The organism is Streptomyces sp. 1331.2 (assembly GCF_900199205.1).
Taxonomy (GTDB): Bacteria; Actinomycetota; Actinomycetes; order Streptomycetales; family Streptomycetaceae; genus Kitasatospora.
Genome location: NZ_OBMJ01000001.1, coordinates 3,276,382 through 3,299,560, shown reverse-complemented (window position 1 = coordinate 3,299,560; position 23,179 = coordinate 3,276,382). Strand labels below are relative to the sequence as shown.

Here is a 23,179-nt window from a genome sequence, read left to right as displayed (position 1 = left end):
CCCTGCCGCAGCACCGGACGGCCGCCCGGGCGGGCCCGGCGGGTCGGGTTCAGGGCAAATCCCGCGATGCGGTCGATTTGGTCTCATTATTCGATACGCTGATGACAGCGGGCCGCCGGTGTCCCTAGCATCGTCGGCATGAAGCGACAGACGGACCTCACGAAGCGGCGGGCGGTAGACCTGTGCCGCGTGGCCGCCTGTCTGTGTCGAATGCGCTGACTCGGCGTTCCGGCGGGGTAGTTGACACCCGCCGCCGATCTCTCCGGTGACCGTTCCCGGCAGTACTCGCGGGTTGGCGCCGACGTACTCCGCAGTTCCCTGCCCGGCCGCACCGGTCCACCCGCTCCGTCCCATCATTCGGACGGGCATTCGGACCGCACCCGCCCGGCACCCCTGCAGCACCTCCTGAGCAGCACCTTCCGCAAACCGCCCTCGGATGGAGAACACCACCATGAGCCGCAGCGACGTCCTGGTCGACGCCGACTGGGTCCAGGCCCACCTGGACGACCCGAAGGTCGTCATCGTCGAGGTCGACGAGGACACCACCGCGTACGAGAAGAACCACATCCGCAACGCCGTCCGGATCGACTGGAAGCAGGACCTCCAGGACCCGGTCCGCCGTGACTTCATCGACCAGGCCGGCTTCGAGGCGCTGCTCAGCGCCAAGGGCATCGCCAACGACCACACCGTCGTCCTGTACGGCGGCAACAACAACTGGTTCGCCTCGTACGCCTACTGGTACTTCAAGCTGTACGGCCACGGCGACGTCCGCCTGCTGGACGGCGGCCGCAAGAAGTGGGAGCTGGACTCCCGCGACCTGGTCGCCGAGGTGCCGGCCCGCCCCGCCACCGAGTACAAGGCGCAGGCCGCCGACTCCTCGATCCGCGCCTTCCGCGACGACGTGATCGCCGCCATCGGCAACCTCAACCTGGTCGACGTCCGCTCGCCCGACGAGTTCTCGGGCAAGCTGCTCGCCCCGGCGCACCTCCCGCAGGAGCAGTCGCAGCGCCCCGGCCACGTGCCGAGCGCCCGCAACATCCCGTGGGCCAAGAACGCCAACGACGACGGCACCTTCAAGAGCGACGACGAGCTCAAGTCGCTCTACGAGGCCGAGGGCATCGACCTGGCGAAGGACACCATCGCCTACTGCCGCATCGGCGAGCGCTCCGCGCTCACCTGGTTCGTGCTGCACGAGCTGCTCGGCCAGGAGAACGTCAAGAACTACGACGGTTCGTGGACCGAGTACGGCAGCCTGGTCGGCGTGCCGATCGAGCTCGGCAGCAACTGAGCCCCCGGCTCGACCCGTAAGTCAGAAGGGAAGTACAGACATGTGCGGTGCGAAGGCCGGCGGCCCGGACCTGGCAGGAGTTGACGTGGCGAACGAGACGATCATCCAGGGTTCGGTGACCCGCGACGGTGAGCCGGTCAACGGCTACGTCCGTCTGCTCGACGAGGGCGGCGAGTTCACGGCCGAGGTGCCCACCTCGGCGACCGGCCAGTTCCGGTTCTTCGCCCGCCCGGGCAAGTGGACCCTGCGTGCGCTGGTGCCGGGCCAGACCGTGGACCGCCAGGTGGTGGCCTCCCAGGGCACCGCCGTCGAGGTCGCGATCGCGGTCTGAGCGGCACGACGACGTCCACGCGGTGACGTGACGAGCCGAGGGCCCCTGCCGAGCAGGGGCCCTCGGCCGTACCGTGGAGGGGTGCAGGCAAGACGGCGGCGGCGCTACTACTTCGCCATGATGGGCGTGTGCCTGGGCCTGTTCGTCCTGGCCTGGGGCGTGGTGCGGTTCTTCTCGGTCGGCGCGGCGATCGGCATGTGCGTGGTCGCGATGGTCATCCCGCCGGCCGCCGCGGTGTTCGCCAACAAGCGGGACCCGGACGACGACTGGTGGAACGACCCGCGCTGGGACGACCCGAAGTGGGACGAGCCCGGCCACGACCGGGACCTCCCCGACCACGAGCAGCGTGACCGCTAGGGCGCGCCTAGTACACGAGCGCCTGGACGCCGTCCGCCATGATCTCGCTGACGAAGACCTGGGCGCCCGCGATCCGGACGCCCTCGACGGTGTCCTTCTGCTCGATCCCGCGCCGGGCCGCGCACTGGGTGCACAGCGTCACCGAGCCGGCCGCCAGGATCGACTCCAGCAGGTCCGGCAGCGGCGCCGCGTGCGGCAGTTCGAACTCCGCCGCCCGGCCCGGCAGCGCGAACCAGGAGGACTCCCCGGTCAGCCAGAGCGAGACCTCGATCCCGCTGGCGACGGCCACCGCCGCCACCGTGAACGCCTGCGAGCACCGCTCCGGCGCGTCCGCCCCGGCAGTGACCTTGATGACGAGCTTCTTCGACATGGCGCCACCTTAGAGGTCCCGCCACCCCCGTCCGCCGTCATCACGGAATCCCGTGGGCAAACCTTGGACGGCGCCCCGACTCCGGCGCGAAACCCGACGTGGTGGGGCTCACCGCGACCGGCGGTAACACGCCGGATAGAGTGAGCGCGAGCAAAATCCACCACTCTCTCTCCGCCTGGGAGTCCCCCGTGACCGGTCTCGAATGGTTCTTCGATGGTCTGCTGGCCCTGATGGCCGTGCTGATCACCTGGTTCGCCATCTTCTCGGTGATGAAGCTGTACCAGGGCCAGCGCTGAGCCTGCCGTACGGTTGAGGCATCCCGAACCGACGACGACAGCGACCAGGAACATGATCGAGATCCCCTCTGACCTCCACAAGGACGTCGTCCCCCTCGCCTTCCTCCTCGGCACCTGGGAGGGCGCGGGCGTCTACGACTTCCCCGGCGCGGAGAAGTGCAACTTCGGCCAGGAGATCGTGATCCGCCACGACGGCCGTCCCTTCCTGGAGTTCCGCTCCCGCACCTGGGTGCTGGACGAGGCGGGCGAGAAGATCCGCCCGCTGGAGAACGAGCACGCGTTCTGGCGGATCACGAGCAACCACGACGGGACCACCGGCGCCCGGGGGATCGAGATCTCCTCCGTCCGCGACGACGGCACGGTCGAGATCTGGTACGGCGAGCTGGCCGACGGCAAGCCCCAGATCGACGTCTCCACCGACGCGGTGGCCCGGATCGAGGGCTCCCCGGAGTACTCGGGCGGCAAGCGGCTGTACGGCTTCGTCAACAGCGAGCTGCTCTGGGTCGGCGAGAAGGCCGCGCCGAACGTGCCGCTGCGCCCGTACATGTCCGCGCAGCTGAAGAAGGTGCTCAGCCCGGCCCAGCTGATCAAGGACATCAACGACCTGCCGGACGACGGCATCGCCTTCTTCAAGTAACCGGCGCAGCACGTAACCAGCACGGTTCGTGCAGAGGTAGGGACCGGCCCCCGGCCGGTCCCTACACTTGCCTCAGGACCCCCGACTTGGCAGGGACAGCAACCGTGGCGGACACCGGCACCACCGACTGGCAGCTCTCCGGCGACTGGAAGGCCGACCTGCGCGAGCGCGGCTACCGCCTCACCCCGCAGCGGCAGCTGGTGCTGGAGGCCGTCGACGTCCTCGACCACGCCACCCCCGACGAGATCCTCTGCCACGTCCGGCAGACCGCCAGCGGCGTCAACATCTCCACCGTCTACCGGACCCTGGAGCTGCTGGAGGAGCTGGGCCTGGTCTCGCACGCCCACCTCGGCCACGGCGCCCCGACCTACCACCTGGCCGGCCGCCACCACCACCTGCACCTGGTCTGCCGGGACTGCGAGAAGGTCACCGAGACGGGCACCGAGATCGCCCAGCCGCTGATCGACAGCCTGCGCGCCCAGCACGGCTTCGACACCGACCTCAAGCATTTCGCCATCTTCGGCCGCTGCGCCGACTGCACCGCCAAGCTCGCCGGGGGCCGGCCGTAAGCTGGCCGGTATGACCGGTGTGAAGAGTCCGCTGCTTGCCCTGCCCGGAGCCGTCCCCGCCGAGGGCGCCGACGAGGGCGTCGCCGCCCACTACGGCGACCTCTTCCGCGAGCAACGCCGCCTCTCGCAGGGCGCCGGCTTCGTCGACCAGTCGCACCGCGGGGTGGTCACCGTCACCGGCCCGGACCGGCTCTCCTGGCTGCACCTGCTGGTCACCCAGCACGTCAGCGAACTCCCGCCGCAGCAGGCCGTCGAGGCGCTGGTGCTCTCCCCGAACGGGCACGTCGAGCACGCGCTCTACCTGGTGGACGACGGCACCACCACCTGGGCGCACGTCGAGCCGGGCACCCAGGGCGCGCTGGTGGCCTACCTGGAGAGCATGAAGTTCTTCTACCGGGTGGAGGTCGCCGACGCGACCGCCGACTACGCCGTGGTGCACCTGCCGGCCGGCTCCACCGCCTCCCTCGACGGCGCCGCCGCCGTCCGCGAACTCCCCTACGGGCGCGACCTGTTCGTGCCGCGCGGTGAGCTGGAGAAGCTCACCGCCGGGTACGGCCCGGCGGCCGGGATCTGGGCCTACGAGGCGCTGCGGATCGAGGACCACCGGCCCCGGCTCGGCTTCGAGACCGACCACCGGACCATCCCGCACGAGGTGGACTGGCTGCGCACCGCCGTCCACCTGCAGAAGGGCTGCTACCGCGGGCAGGAGACCGTCGCCCGGGTGCAAAACCTGGGCCGGCCGCCGCGCCGGCTGGTCTTCCTGCACCTGGACGGCACCGAGGAGACGCTGCCCCCGCACGGCACCGAGGTACGGCTGGCCGGTGACCCGGACGGGCGGGCGCTGGGCTTCGTGACCTCCTCGGCCCGGCACCACGAGCTGGGGCCGATCGCGCTGGCGATCGTCAAGCGGAACGTCCCGGTGGACGCGGTGCTGCTGGCCGGGACGGTGCCGGGCACCCAGGACGTGATCGTCCCGCAGTAGCCGGTCCGGCCGCAGCCGGTCCGGGCCCGGCCGCGGCTCCCGGCTCAGACCTCGACGAGGACGGTGAACGGGCCGTCGTTCACCAGCGCCACCTGCATGTCGGCGCCGAACCGGCCCGTCTCCACCTTGGCGCCCAGCGCGCGCAGCTGGGCGACCACCTCGTCCACCAGCGGCTCGGCGACCGGCCCGGGGGCGGCGGCGTTCCAGGTGGGCCGACGGCCCTTGCGGGCGTCGCCGTAGAGCGTGAACTGGCTGATCACCAGCAGCGGGGCGCCGAGGTCCGAGCAACTCTGCTCGACCCCTTCTGCGTTCGCGGGCAGCAGCCGCAAGGTCCAGAGCTTGCGGGCCAGTTGGGCGGCCTTGGCCGGGGTGTCGTCGTGGGTGACGCCGACCAGGACGCAGAGTCCGGGCCCCTCGATCGCGCCGACGGTCTCACCGGCCACGGTCACCCGGGCCTCGGTCACTCGCTGCACCACTGCTCGCATGCCGTCATTGTGCCGGAGCGCCGTACGGCCGCCGGAGGGGCCCCGACCGCCGGAGGGGCCCCGACCGCCGGAGGGCCGTGGTGGGGAGGAGGCGGCCGGTGCTGCCGCGTCCCCCACATGCGTCACAGGGGTCGTCCCCAGGCGCACGCGCGGGGCGCGCACAACGGTGGCGCACGCCGTGATGTGCGCGCCTGCGCAGGTTCGGGCGCCACTCTTCCTGCAGAAAGCACTGGTCATATCAGCCACCCCCGTTCGCCAGGGGGCCGTTCGGGTGCACGGGCAGTGCGCGCGCGCCGGGCGGGGTGGCACGCTGGGGGACCGTACGAAGGGTCCGGGGCGCCATGAGGTCCGCCGCGCCGGGCCCGGGGTTCGGCCGGGCGGTCGAGCCGGTGGGTCAGGCGTTCTGGCGGTGTCGCCCCGGCGGGTGGTCGCGGCCGGGGGCGGGAACCGCCGGGGGGCTCCCGGGCGTGCCGACGGACGGGACACCGGACCCGTCGGGGGACGGGTCGGACCGGCGGCAGGGACGGGGTGCCGCGAGCGGGCGGGATCGGACGACGGCAGGTGGTTGGGTGATGGACGCGAGCAGCGCGGCGCGGGACCGGTCCGGACAGGTGGCGCAGGCCCCCGGGGGCCCGAGCGGGCCGGCGGTCGGCGCGCCGGACGAGCCCGATCTGGAGCGGCTGGGCCTGGACCAGCTGCGGGTGCTGCGCCGGGAGACCCTGGAGCAGGAGGCCGACCTGTCGTACCTGCGGCGGCTGCTGCACGGGCGGATGGACATCCTGCGCGCCGAGCTCGACCGGCGGCCCGGCGGGGGCCCGGTCCGTACGGCCGGTGCGCCCGGCCCCGAGCCGGTCCCCGGCGACCTGCTGGACCGGCTGCCGGCCATCCTGACCGACGCGCCCTCCACCGTGCGGCGCTCGGCCCGGCACGTCACTCTCCGTCCGCCGCGCACCCAGGAGTCCCAGCTGGAGGCGGACGCGCTGATGGGCGACGTCCAGCTCGCCGACCTGGCCGCGCACCCGGCCGAGGAGCTGCTGGCCGCCCTAGAGCGGCTGCGGGCGCACGAGCGGGAGGTGTCCGGACGCCGCCAGCGGCTGCTGCGCACGGCCGACGGTTGCAATGCCGAGATCACCCGCAGGTACCGTGATGGGGAAGCACGGGTCGACGACCTGCTCGCAGGGGGGCCGCTCTGACCGGGTGAGTCGCTGCGGGCGGGTGAGGCCCGGTGCTCTCCCGGCCCACCCTCGCCCCGGAAGGCTCTCCCCCGATGTCCCAGCTCGCCACCGCGCACGTTCTCGCCGAGGTCATACGCTCCGGCTTCGTCGAGGGCCGTCACCACGGCTCCCTGGTGCTGCTCGCCGCCGACGGCTCGGTCGAGTTCGCGCTCGGCGACCCGGACGCGCCGGTCTTCCCGCGGTCGACGGCCAAGCCGTTCCAGGCGGTGGCCACGCTGCGGGCCGGGCTGGCGATCGAGGGCGAGCTGCTGGCGCTGGCGGCCTCCAGCCACTCCGCAGAATCGTTTCACCTCACTGGTGTGCGAAGCATCCTCGGCTCCGCCGGGCTCGACGAGACGGCCCTGCGCACCCCGGCAGACCTGCCGCTGGACGAGACCGAGGCGGAGCTGCTGCTCTCCGCCGGCGGCCGCCGCGCCCCGATCCTGATGGACTGCTCCGGCAAGCACGCCGGCTGGCTGGCCGCCTGCGTGGCCAACGGCTGGGACACCGCGAGCTACCTCGACCCGGCCCACCCGATCCAGCAGCTCGCCCGGGAGGCCCTGGAGGAGGGCACCGGCGAGACCCCCGGGCACGCCGGGGTGGACGGCTGCGGCGCGCCGCTGCTGGCCGTCACGCTGACCGGCCTGGCCCGCGGCTACCGCAGCCTGGTGCTGGCCGCCGAGGGCACCGCGCCGCGCCTGGTCGCCGACGCGATGCGCACCCACCCCGAGTTCGTGGCCGGCACCCGCCGGGCCGACACCTGGCTGATGCGGGCCGTCCCCGGCGCGCTGTCCAAGATGGGGGCCGAGGCCGTCCAGGTGGTGGCGCTGCCGGACGGCCGGGCGCTCGCCTTCAAGATCGACGACGGTGGCGAGCGGGCGCGCGGCCCGGTGCTGGCCGCCGCGCTGCGCCGGCTCGGGGTGACCGGGGCGGACGAGACCGTCGAGCGGATCGGCGCGGCCCCGCTGCTCGGCGGCGGCGCGCCGGTCGGGCAGGTGCGGGCGGCCTTCTAGTAGGGCTTGGTCAGGTCGGTGCCGTGGTGGCGTGTCCTGGGGAGTAGGTGGCGCGTTGTTGGTGTGTGACACCTGGGGAGATGGCCGAGGTCCGGGAGGACCTGGAGGCGTTCACGGCGGGGTTGTTCGAAGCGTTCACGCGTGCTGACCAGCGGCGTTGGGGGCAGGCGTACGTGCGTGGGCTGCTCCTGGACGGCAAGCGGAAGTCGGTGGAGCCGATGGCCGCGCGGCTCGGGGAGGACGGAAACCGGCAGGCTCTCGCGCACTTCGTCACGACAAGCCCCTGGGATCCGGCGCATGTCCGGGCCCGTTTGTCCTGGAGGATGCAGGACGCCATCGATCCGACCGCGCTGATCATCGACGACACGGGGTTCCTCAAGGACGGCGACGCGTCGGCGTGTGTGTCGCGGCAGTACACCGGAACCGCGGGCAAGGTCACCAACTGCCAAGTGGGCGTCTCGCTCCACTTGGCCCGTGACCACGCCTCGGCGCCGGTCAACTGGCGGCTGTTCCTCCCCGCGTCCTGGGACCCCGAATCGACGAAGGCCGACCCGGACAAGGTCGCCCGGCGAGACCGGTGCGGCATCCCCGCAGGCCTGGGCCACGTGGAGAAGTGGCAGCTGGCCCTGGACATGATCGACGAGACCCGGTGCTGGGGTGTCCACGTCCCGCTCGCCATCGCCGACGCCGGATACGGCGACGCCGCGGCCTTCCGCCTCGGCCTCCAGCAACGCGGCCTGCACTACGTGCTGGGGATCTCCACCACGCCGACCGCGCACCCTGCCGAAGCCCGGCCCGTCACGCCCGCCTACAGCGGCACCGGCCGGCCGCCGGTGGCGAAGTACCCGGACAAGGCCCGCAGTGTGAAGGACCTGGCCATCGCTGCCGGGCCGAAAGCGGCCAGGCCGGTGTCGTGGCGGGAGGGGTCGCGCCCAGGCAAGGCGAAGAGCGGCTTCAAGCGGATGTATTCGCGCTTCGTGGCGCTGCGGATCCGCCCGGCCGGACGCGAGATCCGCGACGCCACCGAGGGCGTGGAGCTGGCCGAGTGCTGGCTGCTGGCCGAATGGCCCGCCAAGGAAGCCGAGCCGGTCCAGTTCTGGCTCTCGAACCTGCCCGCCGACACCCCGCTGACCACTCTGGTGCGAATGGCCAAGCTCCGCTGGCGGATCGAGCACGACTACCGGGAGATGAAACAGGCCCTCGGCCTGGCCCACTTCGAGGGCCGCACGTTCACCGGCTGGCATCACCACGTCACGCTCGTCTCTCTCGCCCACGCGTTCTGCACCCTGCGCAGACTGGCCACCGCCCCAAAAGACGCGGGGCCGGCCTGAGCCTCTACCAAGTCGTCCGCGAGCTCCAGATCCTTCTGGCGACCTGGGCCGGCGCCTGCCCCACCTGCCACCGCGACATACCCACACGAAAACAGACCTGACCAAGCCCTACTAGCGGCTGTCGGGGGCCTCCCGGGCCTCCCAGGGCCTCCAGGCCGGTGCGGACTCCCGGGAGGAGCCCGTCGGGGTGCGGGCGGCGCGGGGCCGGTGCACGGTGGACCGGGGGCCGTCGCAGAGCTGAGGGAGTCCGCCATGACCGACCATGTGTACCGGGTGACCGAGATCGTCGGGTCCTCGACCGAGAGCGTCGACGCCGCGATCCGCAACGGGGTGGAGCGGGCCGCCCGGACGCTGCGCAACCTCGACTGGTTCGAGGTGTCGCAGGTCCGGGGCCATCTGGAGGACGGCCGGATCAAGCACTTCCAGGTCTGCATCAAGGTCGGCTTCCGGCTGGAGGACTGACCGCGCTCCGCAGCACCGGGCGGCCCCGGCGGGCAACCGCCCACCGGGGCCGACGCCGTGCCGCCGCCGTGAAGCCACGGCTACGCGCTCAGCGGGTACCGGGCGTCCAGGTCGCGGAAGACCGCCCCGTTGAGCACGAAGGCCCGCTTGCACTCCTCGACCACCCGGCGCCGCTCGACCTCGTCCATCGCCGCCCCGGCCGCGTCCAGCTTGGCCCGGTACTCGCGCTTGAAGGCGGCCGGGTTGTCGACCTCCTCGAAGACGTAGAACCGCACGCCGTCGCCCTTGCGCTCGAAGCCCCAGGTCCTCTCGGCGATGCCGCGGATGATCTGACCGCCCGACAGGTCGCCCAGGTAGCGGGTGTAGTGGTGGGCGATGTACCCGGCCGGCCACCGCTCGGCCAGCTCCTGGACCCGCGCGACGTACGCGGCGGTGGCGGGCAGCGGCGTCAGTCCGGTGCGCCAGTCGGGCCCGCACAGATGGGCCAGGTCGCGCTCGATGGCGGGGGTGCGCAGCAGCGCCCCGTCGACGAAGGGGCCGGCCAGCGGGTGTTCGGCGAGCTGGTCGGCCCGGCTCTCCAGGGCGCGGTAGACGAACCAGAGTTGGCCGGTGAGGTCGGCGTAGGCCTCGACGCCGAGCCGTCCGTTCAGCAGGTGGCTCATGAACGAGGAGTGCTCGGCGGCCTCGTGCTCCTCGCTGCTGGCGGTGCGGAGCACGGTGGAGAACGGGACGGGCTCGGGCGTGGGCATGCGGCCTCCAGGGATCGGAACCGGACCGGCAATTCTGGTTAGCCTAACCTGAGTTCACCTTTTGCCGACAGGCTGTCGGTAAACCGTCCCACACCCGGCCCGCGATCCGCTCCGGGAACGGCGAAGGCCGGGGCCCGCGGACGAATCCGCGAACCCCGGCCCCAGGCTGTCCCGACCTACCTCGAACCAACCTGATCGAACGAGATCGGAACGACGGCTCAGTGGCCGCCCTGCTCCGCCAGACGCTTGATCGAAGCGGTGACCTCGGCCTCGGCCTCGGCGCGGCCGACCCAGTTGGCGCCCTCGACGGACTTGCCCGGCTCCAGGTCCTTGTAGACCTCGAAGAAGTGCTGAATCTCCAGGCGGTCGAACTCCGACACGTGGTGGATGTCGCGCAGGTGCTCCCAGCGCGGGTCCGTCGCCGGGACGCAGAGCAGCTTGTCGTCGCCGCCGGCCTCGTCGGTCATGTGGAACATGCCGATGGCGCGGCACTTGATGAGGCAACCCGGGAAGGTCGGCTCGTCCAGGATGACCAGGGCGTCCAGCGGGTCGCCGTCCTCGCCGAGCGTGCCCTCGACGTAGCCGTAGTCGGCCGGGTAGCGGGTCGAGGTGAAGAGCATCCGGTCGAGCCGCAGGCGGCCGGTCTCGTGGTCGACCTCGTACTTGTTACGAGAGCCCTTCGGGATTTCGATAAGGACGTCGAACTCCAACGGTTCCTCCAAGGTAGGGACTGACAGAATCCAAGTGTCTCCTACGGGAGTGAGTGCTCGGGAAAGGGGCCGGTCGGTGGGAGCAGGGGGAGGGACGGCGCGCCGCCGCAGGGGGACGGCCGCGGGCCTGGTCGGGGCAGCGCTGCTCGTCGCGAGTACGGTCCTGACCCCGGGTGGTGCGTACGCGCAGCCCTCCCCGCCGCCGGGCGGGCACAGCGCCGGGCCCGGCGAGGACGAGGGCCACGACGGCCAGGGCGACCGCGACGGCCGCAAGGGCGACCACGGCAAGGGCGGCGCCAAGCCCCCGGCCGGCCCGAGCCCGAGCGCCACCACCGGCGCCGCCACCGCGACCCGCCGGGCCGCGCCGCCCGCCGGGTCCTCCTCCGCGCCGGCCACCGGCGGCGACCCGTCCGCCGCCCGCCCGGCCCCCGCACCGGCCGTCGTGCTGGCCGCGGCGGGCCCGGAGGCGGCCGTGCCCACCGCGCCGGGCCTCCAGCAGGCGCTCGCCGCCGCCCTCGCCGACCGCAACCTCGGCGACGTCGGCCTCGCCGTCGCGGACGCCGCGGACGGCCGGCTCCTCTACGGCTCCGCGGAGAACACCGCGGCCACCCCCGCCTCCACCACCAAGCTGGCCACCTCGATCGCGGCGCTGTCCCTGATCCCCGGCGACACCCGGTTGACCACCAGGGTGGTCCGCGGCGCGGAGCCGGGCACGATCACCCTGGTCGGCGGCGGCGACCCGACGCTCACCGCACTGTCCGCCGACCAGGTGCAGATCGGCGGGCAGCCGGTCGACGCCGACACCGCCCCCGCCTCGCTGGACGAGCTCGCCCGGCAGACCGCCGCCGCGCTGACCGCGGCCGGCACCGGCACGGTCCGGCTGGACTACGACCTGTCCCTGTACTCCGGCAACCCGCAGCACAAGAACCACGACGCGCAGAACATCGCCCTGGTCGTCCCGCTGATGGTGGACGAGGCCAAGGCGGACCCGAAGAGCCGGGAGGACGCGCCGGCCCGGGTCGCCGACCCGGCCGGCGCGGCCGCCGAGGCCTTCGCCGCCGCGCTCAAGCTCCGCGGCATCACCGTGGAGGGCAGGGCCAAGCCCGCCGTCGTGCCGGCCGCGGCCGACGCGCCAGTCCTCGGCCGGGTCGCGTCGCCCACCGTCGACCGGCTGGTCGAGCGCCTGCTGACCACCTCCGACAACCAGCTCGCCGAGGCGATCGCCCGTCAGGCCGCCCTCGCCGCCCACCAGCCGGCCGGCTTCGAGGGGGCGGTCACCGCCGTCACCCAGGAGCTCACCAGGCTGGGCGTGCCGATGGCGAACGTGACCCTCAACGACGGCAGCGGCCTGAACCCGAACAACGCGATCCCGCCCGCGGTCCTGGTCCGGCTGCTCTCGCTGGCCGCCTCCGAGCAACACCCGGCCCTGCGCCCGGTGCTCACCGGCCTCCCGGTCGCGGGCTTCACCGGCACCCTCGGCAAGCGGTACGGCTCCGGATCGGGCGCCGCCGACGCGGCCGGCCTGATCCGCGCCAAGACCGGCACCCTCAGCGCCGTCAACACCCTGGCCGGCACCGTCGTCGACGCCGACGGCCGCCTGCTCGCCTTCGCCGTCATGACCCGCACCCCGGCCACGGCCTCCGTCGACGCCACCCGCGCCGCCATGGACCGCGTCGCCGCCCACCTCGCCGCCTGCGGCTGCCACTGACACCGGGGATCCCCGCGGCAGGCGTTCGCCGCGGGTGGCTCCCGCAGGCGGTGGGGAGCACGTACGGTGAGGGCATGACGAGCGCGAGTGGCGGTGCTGACATGGTCGACTGGAACCTCGCGGTCGCGACTGCGACCAGGCTGGTTCGGCCGGGGCCCGAGGTGAGCCGGGCGGAGGCGGCGGCGGTGGTCGCCGAGCTGCGCCGGCACGCCCTGGAGGCGGAGGAGCACGTACGGGCGTTCACCGGCATGCGGTCGTCGAGCCTGGCCCAGGCCACGGCGACGCCGGTGCTGGTGGTGGACCGCCCGGGGTGGGTGCGGGCCAACGTGGCGGGCTTCCGTACGGTGGTCCAGCCGCTGGTGGAGAAGCTCCAGGCGCGGCGGGCGAACAGCGCGACGGCCGGGATGCTCGGCACCGTGGGGGAGAAGGCCACCGGCATCGAGGTCGGGGCGCTGCTGGCCTTCCTGGCGACCAAGGTGCTGGGCCAGTACGAGACCTTCGCCCCGGCGGAGCCCCCGCTGGAGGCCCCGGACTCCCCGGCGGCCCTGTTCGACAAGCCGCGGCTGGGTCCGGACGGCCCCGGTCCCGGCCGGCTGCTGCTGGTGGCGCCGAACATCGTGCACGTCGAGCGGGAGCTGGACGTCGACCCGTCCGACTTCCGGCTCTGGGTCTGCCTGCACGAGGAGACGCACCGGACGCAGTTCACCGCGGTGCCGTGGCTGCGCGACCACATCCAGTCCGAGGTGCAGTCCTTCCTCGCCGAGACGGACGTCGAGCCGGGCGCCCTGCTGGACCGCCTGCGGGACGCGGCGGGTTCGCTCGGCGGCCTGCCGGGCGTCGGCGGCCGGGAGGGCGCCTCCTCCTCGAACCTGCTGGAGATCGTCCAGTCGCCGGCCCAGCGCGAGATCCTCGGCCGGCTGACGGCAGTGATGTCGCTGCTGGAGGGCCACGCGGACGTGGTGATGGACGGTGTCGGCCCGGCCGTCGTGCCGACCGTCGCGGAGATCCGGGAGAAGTTCCAGCAGCGCCGGGACCGCGGCGCGAACCGGCTGGACCTGCTGCTGCGCCGGCTGCTGGGCATGGACGCCAAGCTGCGCCAGTACCAGGACGGCGCGGTGTTCGTGCGCGGCGTGGTGGAGCGGGTCGGCATGGAGGGGTTCAACCGGGTGTGGACCTCCCCGAACACGCTGCCGACCAAGGACGAGATCCACGACCCGGCCGCCTGGGTGGCCCGGGTGGCCCGCTGAGCGCCCCGAGCCTCCCGGGTGGGCCGACCGGGCCGCCGCCGCGCCCGTGAGCCGGGCGGCAAGCGGCGCCCGGCCGGTCAAACCCGCTCGTACGAGTGGTCCAATCGGGCAGATGACGGGTGAAGAAGCGTTTCTTCATTCACCCGAACGTGGGACGGTGGTCGTACCGGTGGCGCGGGTGGCGTAGCGGGTCGCTCCTTTCTGCCACCATCTGTGAGCGCCCGGTAACGCCGCGCTACGCGACTGCGCGGCTCACCGCGTCAGCCGCAGCCCTGTCCCCTCCGTCGAGGAGTCGTCCGCCGTGGGCCCTCACCCCGCCGTCGCCGCGATACGCCTGGCCGTTCGCCGCACGCTCACCGACCTCGCCGCCGAGGCCGGTTCCACCTTCACCGCGCCCGTGCGCGAGCCCCGCGAGCGCCCGGCCGGGGCGCCGCTGGTGGGTGCCGCCGTCGGCACCACCCTGATCGGCAACGCCGCACGCCATCCGTCCGGGCTGCCCCGCACCCCGGCCGCGCCCGGCTCGCCGCTGGTCCTGGTCGCCGTCAGCGGCGGCGCGGACTCGATGGCCCTGGCCATCGCCGCCGCCTTCGAGGCCCCCAAGATCGGCCTGCGGGTCGGCGCGGTCACCGTCGACCACGGTCTGCAGGCCGGCTCCGCCGAGCGCGCCGCCCAGGTGGCCGAGCGGCTGCGCTCGCTCGGTCTCGACCCGGTCGAGGCGATCCCGGTGCGCGTCGGGCGCACCGGCGGCCCGGAGGCCGCCGCCCGGGACGCCCGCTACGCGGCCCTGGACGAGGCCGCCGACCGCCACGGCGCGATCGCCGTCCTGCTCGGCCACACCCGGGACGACCAGGCCGAGACCGTACTGCTGGGCCTGGCCCGCGGTTCGGGCGCCCGCTCGCTGGCCGGGATGCCGGCCCAGAAGGGCCGCTACCGCCGCCCGCTGCTGGAGCTGGACCGGGCCGCCACCCGGCAGGCCTGCTCCGCCCAGTCGATCCCGGTCTGGGACGACCCGCACAACTGTGATCCCGCCTACACCCGCTCCCGGGTCCGGCACGAGGTGCTGCCCGTCCTGGAGAAGCACCTGGGCGGTGGCGTGGTCGAGGCCCTGGCCCGTACCGCCCGGCTGTTCCGCGACGACGCCGACGCCCTCGACCAGTGGGCCTCCCTGGCCGAACGCGACCTCCGTACCGGCGAAGGGGCCCTGGACGCCGTGAAACTGGCCGAACTGCCGCCGGCCGTGCGCCGCCGGGTGCTGCGCCGGGCCGCGCTGCGCGCGGGCTGTCCGGCCGGGGACCTGTTCGCCCGGCACCTGGAGACGATCGACCTGCTGGTCACCGGATGGCGCGGCCAGGGGCCGCTGCACCTACCCGGGGGAGTCGAGGCCACCCGCAGGTGTGGCACGCTGGTCTTTCGGCGGCAGGGCGACTGACGGGCGAGGCATGCCCCGGGGGAGCCGGCCGCCGGCCACACAGACCCCGAACGTTTGAGGACGTATCCCCGGTGGACCAGAACGACATGGGCGCTGACCTCGCGAAGGTGCTCATCAGCAAGGACGAGATCGACGCCAAGCTCCTGGAGCTGGCCGAGCGCATCGACCGGGACTACGCAGGCAAGGACCTGCTGATCGTCGGCGTCCTCAAGGGTGCCGTGATGGTCATGGCCGACCTCGCCCGGGCCCTGCACTCGCAGGTCACCATGGACTGGATGGCCGTCTCCTCGTACGGGATGGGTACCAAGTCCTCCGGCGTGGTGCGGATCCTGAAGGACCTGGACACCGACATCGCCGGCCGTGACGTCCTGATCGTCGAGGACATCATCGACTCCGGTCTGACGCTGTCCTGGCTGCTGGGCAACCTGGGTTCGCGCGGCCCGGCCTCGCTGGAGGTCTGCACCCTGCTGCGCAAGCCGGACGCGGCCAAGGTCGAGATCGACGTGAAGTACGTCGGTTTCGACATCCCGAACGAGTTCGTGGTGGGCTACGGCCTGGACTACGCGGAGAAGCTGCGTAACCTCCCCTTCATCGGCACCCTCGCCCCGCACGTCTACGGCGGCTGAGGGTCCGTTCGGGCTAGGGGCGGGAACAGTAGGTCGTTCCCGCCCGTTGGACCGGGGGACCGAAGAAGCAAGCCGTGTCGCCGCGCTCCCGCCATCGGTGGGTCCGACTGCGGTACGGTCCAATAAACCGCTCTTCACATGAGCACCGACCGGATGCGCCGCGGCCCACAGCCACACGGCGCCGTTGAGTGGCAGGAGGGACGGGGCGGCAACGCCCCGCATGGATGGACGTCAAGCGATACTTCCGTGCGCCGATCATGTGGATCGTGCTGGCCGTCCTCGCCGTCATCGTGTTGATGCAGGTCGTTTCGGATTCGAACGGCTACAAGACGGTGGACACCGGTCAGGTGGTCGCGGCGATCGACGCGCACAATGTCAAGTCGGCGCAGATCACCACCGGTGACTCGAACACGATCAAGATCCAGCTGAAGGACGGCGCAACGCTGCCCAACGCCGGTACGGGCAAGGTCCCGTCCGGCACCAAGTTCCAGGCCTCGTACATCGGCGACCAGGGCGTCGCGATCGCCGACAAGCTGCAGGCCCAGATCAACGACAAGGACGCGAGCACGCTCGCCGAGGGCTACACCGTCAGCCCGGAGAAGCAGAGCACCTTCGTCAGCCTGCTGCTGTCGATGCTCCCGATCGTGATCATCGTCCTGGTCTTCCTGTTCCTGATGAACCAGATGCAGGGCGGCGGCTCCCGGGTCATGCAGTTCGGCAAGTCCAAGGCCAAGCTGCTCACCAAGGACACCCCGAAGACCACCTTCGCCGACGTCGCCGGTGCCGACGAGGCGGTCGAGGAGCTCCACGAGATCAAGGAGTTCCTGCAGGAGCCGGCCAAGTTCCAGGCCGTCGGCGCCAAGATCCCCAAGGGTGTGCTGCTCTACGGCCCGCCCGGAACCGGCAAGACCCTGCTGGCGCGTGCCGTCGCGGGCGAGGCCGGGGTGCCGTTCTACTCGATCTCCGGCTCGGACTTCGTCGAGATGTTCGTCGGTGTCGGCGCCAGCCGCGTCCGCGACCTCTTCGAGCAGGCCAAGGCGAACGCCCCGGCGATCATCTTCGTCGACGAGATCGACGCCGTCGGCCGGCACCGCGGTGCGGGTCTCGGCGGCGGCCACGACGAGCGCGAGCAGACCCTCAACCAGCTGCTGGTCGAGATGGACGGCTTCGACGTCAAGGGCGGCGTGATCCTGATCGCCGCGACCAACCGCCCCGACATCCTGGACCCGGCGCTGCTGCGCCCGGGCCGCTTCGACCGCCAGATCGCGGTTGAGCGCCCCGACCTCCAGGGCCGCCTGGACATCCTCAAGGTGCACCAGAAGGGCAAGCCGATCGCGCCCGACGTCGACCTGTCGGCCGTCGCCAAGCGCACCCCCGGCTTCACCGGTGCCGACCTGTCGAACGTCCTGAACGAGGCGGCGCTGCTGACCGCCCGCTCGGACAAGAAGCTGATCGACAACGGCATCCTGGACGAGGCGATCGACCGCGTCGTGGCGGGTCCGCAGAAGCGCACGCGGATCATGTCCGACAAGGAGAAGAAGATCACCGCGTACCACGAGGGCGGCCACGCCCTGGTCGCGGCGGCCTGCCAGTACAGCGACCCGGTGCACAAGATCACCATCCTGTCCCGCGGCCGGGCCCTCGGCTACACCATGGTGCTGCCGGACGAGGACAAGTACTCCACCACCCGCAACGAGATGCTCGACCAGCTGGCCTACATGCTGGGCGGGCGCGCGGCGGAGGAGCTGGTCTTCCACGACCCGACCACCGGTGCCTCGAACGACATCGAGAAGGCCACCGCCACGGCGCGGGCCATGGTCACCCAGTACGGCATGACCGAGCGCCTGGGTGCGATCAAGTTCGGCAGCGACAACTCGGAGCCGTTCCTCGGCCGCGAGATGGGCCACCAGCGCGACTACTCGGAAGAGGTCGCCGGGCTGGTCGACGAAGAGGTCAAGAAGCTCATCGAGAGCGCGCACAACGAGGCCTGGGAGATCCTGGTCGAGAACCGCGACGTGCTCGACAACCTGGTCCTGGAGCTCCTGGAGAAGGAGACCCTGAACAAGGAGCAGATCGCCGAGATCTTCGCCCCGATCGTCAAGCGCCCGGCCCGGCCGGCCTGGACGGGCTCCGCCCGCCGTACGCCGTCCACCCGGCCGCCGGTTCAGTCGCCGAAGGAGCTGGCGCTCACCAACGGCGCCGCCGCCGCGGGGGACACCGCTCCGGTGGACGTCGTGAAGCTCCCGCCGATGCCGGCCGCCGAGCCGCCGACCGAGAGCTGAGCGCCCGGACCGTAGGGAATGGATGCCGCGTCACCAGGGTTTGTACCCTGGAGGCGCGGCATCCGTGCTGTTCAGCCAGAGTCTTCCCACATGTAAGCGAGGCCCGCATGATCGACCCGGTGACGCTCGACGGTCCGCCCGCCGTCGGTGCCTTCGACCAGAAGCGGGCCGAGAACGCCATCCGCGAGCTGCTGCTCGCCGTCGGGGAGGACCCGGACCGCGAGGGCCTGCTGGAGACCCCGGCCCGGGTGGCGCGTGCCTACAAGGAGATATTCGCGGGCCTCTGGCAGGAGCCGGAGGACGTCCTCACCACGACCTTCGACCTCGGCCACGACGAGATGGTGCTGGTCAAGGACATCGAGCTGACGTCGGTCTGCGAGCACCACCTGGTGCCGTTCCGCGGCGTGGCGCACGTCGGCTACATCCCGTCCACCAGCGGAAAGATCACCGGCCTGTCCAAGCTGGCCCGGCTGGTCGACGTCTACGCCCGCCGGCCGCAGGTGCAGGAACGGCTCACCAGCCAGGTGGCCGACGCGCTGATGCGGATCCTGGAGCCGCGCGGGGCGATCGTCGTGGTCGAGTGCGAGCACATGTGCATGTCGATGCGCGGCATCCGCAAGCCCGGCGCCAAGACCATCACCTCGTGCGTGCGCGGCCAGCTGCGCGACGCGGCCACCCGGGCCGAGGCGATGAGCCTCATCATCGGCCGGTAACGGCACCGGGCGCCGTACTGGCGCCGTGCGGCGGCTCAGAGCAGCTCGTGCTCCGCGTGCGGCGGGGCCGGGGTGCCCAGGGCGTTGCGGCGCTCCGGCATCCGCAGGGTGACCATCCGGCGCCAGCCGTAGGCGAGGTCGTACAGGTAGAGCGCGTGCACCCCGAGGGTGACCACGGCCAGCTGCCAGCGTGGCCAGCGCAGGATCCGCGCCATCCGGGCGGTCACCGCGAGGCCGACGTCCCGGTGGGTGCGGATCTCGCCGCGGGCGCTCGTCTCCAGGGCGTGCCGGATGTACGGGCCGTGGCCCTCGGCCTTCAGCCGCAGCAGCTCCTCGTGGCAGTACGCGAGGTGGTTGTCCTCGTCGGCGGAGATCATCCGCATCGCCCGGCCGAGCTCGGGGTTGTCGCCGTACACCTTGACCAGCTGGCGCATCTGCTCGGCGGCGCGCTGCTCGGTGACCCGGCTGTGCGCGAGGTAGGTGATGATCTCGCGCTCGGTCAGCGGGACGTCGCTGTTCAGCCGTTCGTGGGAGAGGCCGACGCCCTGGCGCTCCAGCAGCATGCAGTAGTCGGCCTCGGCCGGGACCGGCACCTTGGGCAGGCCGCGCTTGCTCAGCAGCTGGGTGAAGATCCGGCCGTGCTTGCGTTCGTCGGCGCCGTGCCGGGCGATCTTCGGGGCGAGGACCGGATCACTGGTGAGAGTGGTGATCCGCTCGTTCTCCCAGCCGCCCTGGTCCTCGCCGCCGGCCGCGATGCTGCAGAACAGCTGGTAGGCCTGGTCGTTCCGGTAGATCTCGTTGAAGAGCGATCGGGTGCTCAGCACGGCGCCTCCTGCGCGGATCCGGGGCGGCGCCCGCCGGGGCGGCGGGCGGACGGCCGCGATACGTTCCCCCCGGGCCGCCGGCCGAGCGGACCGACCGGTGGGTAATCACTCACACGCGCTAGCCGAGGTGGGAGCCCAGCCACTCCAGCGAGGCCGGGAGCTCCTTGGTCCAGCTGTCGAAGTTGTGCCCGCCGTCGTCGAGGTAGAGCGATTCGACCTTGAACTGCGGGTTGGCCGCCATGGCCTGGGTGGCCTGGTCGACGAACTGGACGGTCTGCGGGTAGTCGCCCTCCTTGCGGGTGGAGACCACCAGCAGGTTGAGCGGGGGCACCGGCAGGTTCTGCAGCCGCCAGCCGAGGTCGTGCTGCTGGGTGAGTGCCTTGTCGCCGTTGAAGAGGTCCCCGTTGGTGTAGTTGTCCTGGCGCACGGTGAAGTCGCCGTGCAGGCTCGCTGCGCTGCCGAAGACGGTCGGGAAGCGCATCGCCAGGCGCAGCGCGCAGCTTCCGCCGGTGGAGTAGCCGAAGGTGGCCCAGGAGCCTGCGGTGCGGCCGACCCGATAGGTGCTGCGGACGGCCTCGGGCACGTCCTTGACGAACCAGGCCTCGGTCCGCGGGCCGCCGGGGACGTCCACGCACTCGGTGTCCCGGGACGGGACGACCGCCGGGCGGGCCATCACCAGGACGGTCGGCGGCATCTTGCCGGTGTGCTGCAGCTCGATCGCGGTCTGGGCGAAGGGGAGCTCGTGGAGCAGGTTGAGCGTGGTGCCCGGGTAGCCGGCGATGGCCAGCAGGACGGGGAAGCGGACCAGGGCGAACTTCGGGTCGAAGTACTCGGGCGGCAGGTAGACGAACATCTGGTCGGAGAAGCCCGTCTCCTTGCCGCTGACCCGGACCGACTCGACCTTGCCGACCTCCTCCGGGGTGCCCTTCGGCAGGTTGGTGATGGTCTCCAGGCCGCCCTCGCTTGTGGGCTGGACCAGCGCGTCGGCGACCGGGGTGCCGCCCTTGTGGTTCTCGTTGCTGGTCAGCGCGAGCTTGGCGCCGCCGGGGCTGAGCAGGTCGTCCCAGGACGTGTAGAACCCGAAGGAGTTGTTCACCGACAGCGCGAGCACGGCCAGGACCGAGACTTGAACCACTGTCAGCAGTCCGATCCGGCCGAGCACCGGCAGCGGGCGCTGCCTGGCCAGCCGGGGCCAGATCCACAGGGTTGTGACCAGGGCCGCGGCGCCGAGCGCGAGCAGCGAGTTCACCAGCGCGTCGCTGGTCAGTTCCATGCCGTCGGCCTTCCGGTGGGAGACTGTCGGTGCAGGCTTCATCGTCTGGCGGTCCGTCAGGCCGGGCCACCGCGGCTAGGCTGTCCGGGCGCCCGGGAGGGGGCGGTGGGGCGGGGGAACCCACAGGCAACCGGCGCCCTAGAATGCGGCGTCCACCGTACGTAACGCGTCCCGGAGGGTCCCGTCGCGCCACGCTGCGGCAGCCCTCCGGCTCCCACCGCCGGCTCAACCCGCAGCGCGTCCACGGCCCCGGTTTACCGACCGTTTCCGGGTCCTTGGTATGCGCATTGCCTGATGAAGGAATAGGCATGAAGGTCCATCACGCGTCCTCCCCCGGAGTGACCGGACACCGCCCCGCAGCCTCTACGCTGAGCTTCCATGAGCGTTCCCGTGTCCGTTGAGCCGAGCCCCGAGCAGCCGCCGCGCCGTCGTCGCGGCCTGCAGACGCTGCGTACCCAGGCGGCCGCCGTGCCGAGGGCCTGGCTCCCGGGCGCGGTCGGCTACACCTGCCTCCTGATCGGGCTGGTCGATATCGCCAGCGCGGTGTTCCCCAAGCTCCGGCACACCAAGATGCACACCTTCGCCGGCCAGCTGCCCGGCGGCACCACCAGCCTGGCCGCGGTCGGCACGCTGATGGTCGGGATCCTGCTGGTGCCGCTCGCGCACGCGCTGCGCCGGCGCAAGCGGCGGGCCTGGCGGGCCGTCTGCGTGCTGCTGCCGGTCGGTGCGGCGCTGCACATCGTGCGCTGGCACCAGGTCGGCCCGGCGGTCGTCTCGCTGGCCGTGTTCGCGGTGATGCTGGTGCACCAGCGCGAGTTCTACGCCAAGGCCGACCCGCGCACCCGCTGGCGCGCGGTGGTCAACCTGGTCGTCATGGGCGTCCTCAGCGTGCTGCTCGGCCTGCTGATTGTGAGCACCCGCACCAAGTACGAGTTCGGCCACCCGGGCCTGGGCGAGCGCCTGCAGCACGTCGGGTACGGGCTGTTCGGCTTCGAGGGCCCGATCCGCTACACCAACGAGCGGATGTCCGACCTGGTCGCCTACCTGCTCGGCGGGCTGGGCCTGCTGACCGCCTTCACCACCGCCTACCTGGCGCTGCGCCCGGGCAAGCCCAAGCCCGAGCTCACCGCGGAGGACGAGGAGAAGGTCCGCGCCCTGCTGAGCAAGCACGGCGAGCGCGACTCGCTCGGCTACTTCGCGCTGCGCCGCGACAAGAGCGTGCTGTTCTCGCCCACCGGGAAGGCCGCGATCTCCTACCGGGTGGTCTCCGGCGTGATGCTGGCCTCCGGCGACCCGGTCGGCGACGTCGAGGCCTGGCCGGGCGCGATCAAGGTGTTCATGGCCGAGGCCCGCGAGCACGCCTGGGTGCCGGCCGTGATGGGCTGCAGTGAAGTCGGCGGCGAGGTCTGGACCCGCGAGGCGGGCCTGGACGCGCTGGAGCTGGGCGACGAGGCGATCGTCGACACCGCCACCTTCTCGCTCGCCGGCCGGGCCATGCGCAACGTCCGCCAGATGGTCAAGCGGATCGAGCGCAACGGCTACTCCTGCAAGGTGCGCCGGGTCTCCGAGCTCACCGCGCAGGAGAAGTACCGGATCGCCGACGCCGCCGCCCGCTGGCGCGGCACGGACACCGAGCGCGGCTTCTCGATGGCGCTGGGCCGCTTCGGCGACCCGCTGGACGACGGCTGCGTGGTCGTCACCGCCCACAAGGACCCGGAGGAGGGCGAGAGCGGCGACGACCTGAAGGCCGTGCTGCACTTCGTGCCCTGGGGGCCCGACGGCATCTCGCTGGAGCTGATGCGCCGCGACCGCGCCGCCGACCCGGGCCTGAACGAGCTGCTGATCGTCGCCGCCCTGCAGGCGGTGCCGGCGATGGGCATCCGCCGGGTGTCGCTCAACTTCGCGATGTTCCGCTCGGCGCTGGCCCGCGGCGAGCGGATCGGGGCCGGACCGGTGCTGCGCGCCTGGCGCGGGCTGCTGGTGTTCCTGTCGCGCTGGTTCCAGATCGAGTCGCTGTACAAGTTCAACGCCAAGTTCCAGCCGGAGTGGGAGCCGCGCTTCCTGGTCTTCCCGAACACCCGGGACCTGCCGCGGATCGGCTTCGCCGCGATGCAGGCGGAGGCCTTCATCACCCTCGGCATGCCGCGCTTGGGCCGCAAGCGCCAGCGCGAGGGGCTGATGCCGGTCCCGTCCTCCGGCGAGGTCACCGAGGCCGCCTGAGGCCGGTTGCTGTGAACGGCCGCCGTGAACGGGGCCCCCGCCGAGGATCCTCGGCGGGGGCCC

At 72.2% G+C, this 23,179-nt stretch carries 24 protein-coding genes; 18 read left to right on the top strand and 6 right to left on the bottom strand.

Translation table 11 applies throughout. The features are described 5' to 3' along the window. Positions 1-138 precede the first annotated feature (138 nt). The 4 genes from CRP52_RS40805 to CRP52_RS13935 all read left to right on the top strand — a co-directional run bounded on the left by CRP52_RS40805 (position 139) and on the right by CRP52_RS13935 (position 1,976). Entirely contained in the window at positions 139-219 is an 81-nt protein-coding gene (locus CRP52_RS40805; protein ID WP_350517234.1) for an Ms5788A family Cys-rich leader peptide, read from the top strand. Between the two features lie 232 nt (positions 220-451). Then, entirely contained in the window at positions 452-1,288 is an 837-nt protein-coding gene (locus tag CRP52_RS13945) for a sulfurtransferase (protein WP_097240070.1), read from the top strand. 40 nt (positions 1,289-1,328) lie between these two features. After that, positions 1,329-1,619 carry a DUF1416 domain-containing protein gene (locus tag CRP52_RS13940; protein WP_030059605.1) on the top strand — a complete coding sequence of 97 codons (291 nt, stop codon included), beginning with the start codon at positions 1,329-1,331 and terminating at the stop codon, positions 1,617-1,619. 81 nt (positions 1,620-1,700) lie between these two features. Then, positions 1,701-1,976, top strand: a complete 276-nt coding sequence (locus CRP52_RS13935) for a DUF3099 domain-containing protein (RefSeq protein WP_097236695.1) — start codon at positions 1,701-1,703, stop codon at positions 1,974-1,976. A gap of 7 nt (positions 1,977-1,983) precedes the next feature. Here the strand turns inward: CRP52_RS13935 and CRP52_RS13930 are convergent, their stop codons facing one another. Beyond that, positions 1,984-2,346, bottom strand: a complete 363-nt coding sequence (locus tag CRP52_RS13930) for a DsrE family protein (RefSeq protein WP_030059603.1) — start codon at positions 2,344-2,346, stop codon at positions 1,984-1,986. Between the two features lie 348 nt (positions 2,347-2,694). On the opposite strand from CRP52_RS13930, the gene CRP52_RS13925 reads away from it, so the two are divergent. The 3 genes from CRP52_RS13925 to ygfZ all read left to right on the top strand — a co-directional run bounded on the left by CRP52_RS13925 (position 2,695) and on the right by ygfZ (position 4,830). Further along, positions 2,695-3,279, top strand: a complete 585-nt coding sequence (locus tag CRP52_RS13925) for an FABP family protein (protein WP_097236694.1) — start codon at positions 2,695-2,697, stop codon at positions 3,277-3,279. An 86-nt stretch (positions 3,280-3,365) separates the two neighbouring features. After that, positions 3,366-3,848, top strand: a complete 483-nt coding sequence (locus CRP52_RS13920) for a Fur family transcriptional regulator (RefSeq protein WP_257032465.1) — start codon at positions 3,366-3,368, stop codon at positions 3,846-3,848. Between the two features lie 19 nt (positions 3,849-3,867). Beyond that, the gene (gene ygfZ, locus CRP52_RS13915; RefSeq protein ID WP_097240069.1) at positions 3,868-4,830 is read left to right on the top strand and encodes a CAF17-like 4Fe-4S cluster assembly/insertion protein YgfZ; all 963 of its coding nucleotides are present in this window, start codon (positions 3,868-3,870) and stop codon (positions 4,828-4,830) included. Between the two features lie 44 nt (positions 4,831-4,874). Here the strand turns inward: ygfZ and dtd are convergent, their stop codons facing one another. Continuing rightward, complete coding sequence (gene dtd, locus CRP52_RS13910) at positions 4,875-5,315, bottom strand: D-aminoacyl-tRNA deacylase (RefSeq protein WP_097236692.1); 441 nt, start codon at positions 5,313-5,315, stop codon at positions 4,875-4,877. 572 nt (positions 5,316-5,887) lie between these two features. Between dtd and CRP52_RS13905 the strand changes: the two genes are divergently transcribed. From CRP52_RS13905 to CRP52_RS13890, 4 genes are all read left to right on the top strand, one after another. Beyond that, entirely contained in the window at positions 5,888-6,508 is a 621-nt protein-coding gene (locus tag CRP52_RS13905) for an RsiG family protein (protein ID WP_257032464.1), read from the top strand. Positions 6,509-6,582: 74 nt separating this feature from the next. Further along, the gene (locus CRP52_RS13900; RefSeq protein ID WP_097236691.1) at positions 6,583-7,542 is read left to right on the top strand and encodes an asparaginase; all 960 of its coding nucleotides are present in this window, start codon (positions 6,583-6,585) and stop codon (positions 7,540-7,542) included. Between the two features lie 80 nt (positions 7,543-7,622). Next, positions 7,623-8,873: an IS701 family transposase gene (locus CRP52_RS13895; RefSeq protein ID WP_179852681.1), complete on the top strand. Its 1,251-nt coding sequence runs from the start codon at positions 7,623-7,625 to the stop codon at positions 8,871-8,873. Positions 8,874-9,125: 252 nt separating this feature from the next. Continuing rightward, on the top strand, positions 9,126-9,335 hold the full coding sequence (locus tag CRP52_RS13890; RefSeq protein ID WP_097236690.1) for a dodecin: 210 nt from the start codon (positions 9,126-9,128) through the stop codon (positions 9,333-9,335). An 80-nt stretch (positions 9,336-9,415) separates the two neighbouring features. Here CRP52_RS13890 and CRP52_RS13885 read toward each other — a convergent pair whose 3' ends face one another. Both CRP52_RS13885 and CRP52_RS13880 read right to left on the bottom strand, forming a co-directional pair. Beyond that, positions 9,416-10,084, bottom strand: a complete 669-nt coding sequence (locus CRP52_RS13885; protein ID WP_097236689.1) for a biliverdin-producing heme oxygenase — start codon at positions 10,082-10,084, stop codon at positions 9,416-9,418. 218 nt (positions 10,085-10,302) lie between these two features. Next, entirely contained in the window at positions 10,303-10,794 is a 492-nt protein-coding gene (locus CRP52_RS13880) for an inorganic diphosphatase (protein ID WP_030059594.1), read from the bottom strand. A gap of 76 nt (positions 10,795-10,870) precedes the next feature. On the opposite strand from CRP52_RS13880, the gene dacB reads away from it, so the two are divergent. The 6 genes from dacB to folE all read left to right on the top strand — a co-directional run bounded on the left by dacB (position 10,871) and on the right by folE (position 18,799). Further along, positions 10,871-12,502 carry a D-alanyl-D-alanine carboxypeptidase/D-alanyl-D-alanine endopeptidase gene (gene dacB / locus CRP52_RS13875; RefSeq protein WP_101948187.1) on the top strand — a complete coding sequence of 544 codons (1,632 nt, stop codon included), beginning with the start codon at positions 10,871-10,873 and terminating at the stop codon, positions 12,500-12,502. A gap of 74 nt (positions 12,503-12,576) precedes the next feature. Beyond that, positions 12,577-13,749: a zinc-dependent metalloprotease gene (locus tag CRP52_RS13870; protein WP_097236687.1), complete on the top strand. Its 1,173-nt coding sequence runs from the start codon at positions 12,577-12,579 to the stop codon at positions 13,747-13,749. Between the two features lie 301 nt (positions 13,750-14,050). Further along, positions 14,051-15,178 carry a tRNA lysidine(34) synthetase TilS gene (tilS, locus tag CRP52_RS13865; protein WP_030059590.1) on the top strand — a complete coding sequence of 376 codons (1,128 nt, stop codon included), beginning with the start codon at positions 14,051-14,053 and terminating at the stop codon, positions 15,176-15,178. A gap of 71 nt (positions 15,179-15,249) precedes the next feature. After that, entirely contained in the window at positions 15,250-15,804 is a 555-nt protein-coding gene (hpt, locus tag CRP52_RS13860) for a hypoxanthine phosphoribosyltransferase (protein ID WP_030059589.1), read from the top strand. 224 nt (positions 15,805-16,028) lie between these two features. Next, complete coding sequence (gene ftsH, locus CRP52_RS13855) at positions 16,029-18,086, top strand: ATP-dependent zinc metalloprotease FtsH (RefSeq protein WP_218893087.1); 2,058 nt, start codon at positions 16,029-16,031, stop codon at positions 18,084-18,086. Positions 18,087-18,193: 107 nt separating this feature from the next. Continuing rightward, positions 18,194-18,799 carry a GTP cyclohydrolase I FolE gene (gene folE / locus CRP52_RS13850; protein ID WP_097236686.1) on the top strand — a complete coding sequence of 202 codons (606 nt, stop codon included), beginning with the start codon at positions 18,194-18,196 and terminating at the stop codon, positions 18,797-18,799. 35 nt (positions 18,800-18,834) lie between these two features. On the opposite strand, the gene CRP52_RS13845 is transcribed toward folE, so the two are convergent. Together CRP52_RS13845 and CRP52_RS13840 are read right to left on the bottom strand one after the other, a co-directional pair. After that, complete coding sequence (locus CRP52_RS13845) at positions 18,835-19,623, bottom strand: ferritin-like domain-containing protein (RefSeq protein ID WP_097236685.1); 789 nt, start codon at positions 19,621-19,623, stop codon at positions 18,835-18,837. 118 nt (positions 19,624-19,741) lie between these two features. Next, positions 19,742-20,896 carry an alpha/beta hydrolase gene (locus tag CRP52_RS13840; protein WP_179852792.1) on the bottom strand — a complete coding sequence of 385 codons (1,155 nt, stop codon included), beginning with the start codon at positions 20,894-20,896 and terminating at the stop codon, positions 19,742-19,744. A gap of 378 nt (positions 20,897-21,274) precedes the next feature. Between CRP52_RS13840 and CRP52_RS13835 the strand changes: the two genes are divergently transcribed. Continuing rightward, a complete protein-coding gene (locus tag CRP52_RS13835) occupies positions 21,275-23,116 on the top strand; it encodes a phosphatidylglycerol lysyltransferase domain-containing protein (RefSeq protein ID WP_097236683.1) in 1,842 nt (613 codons plus the stop codon). The last annotated feature ends 63 nt before the right edge of the window (positions 23,117-23,179 follow it).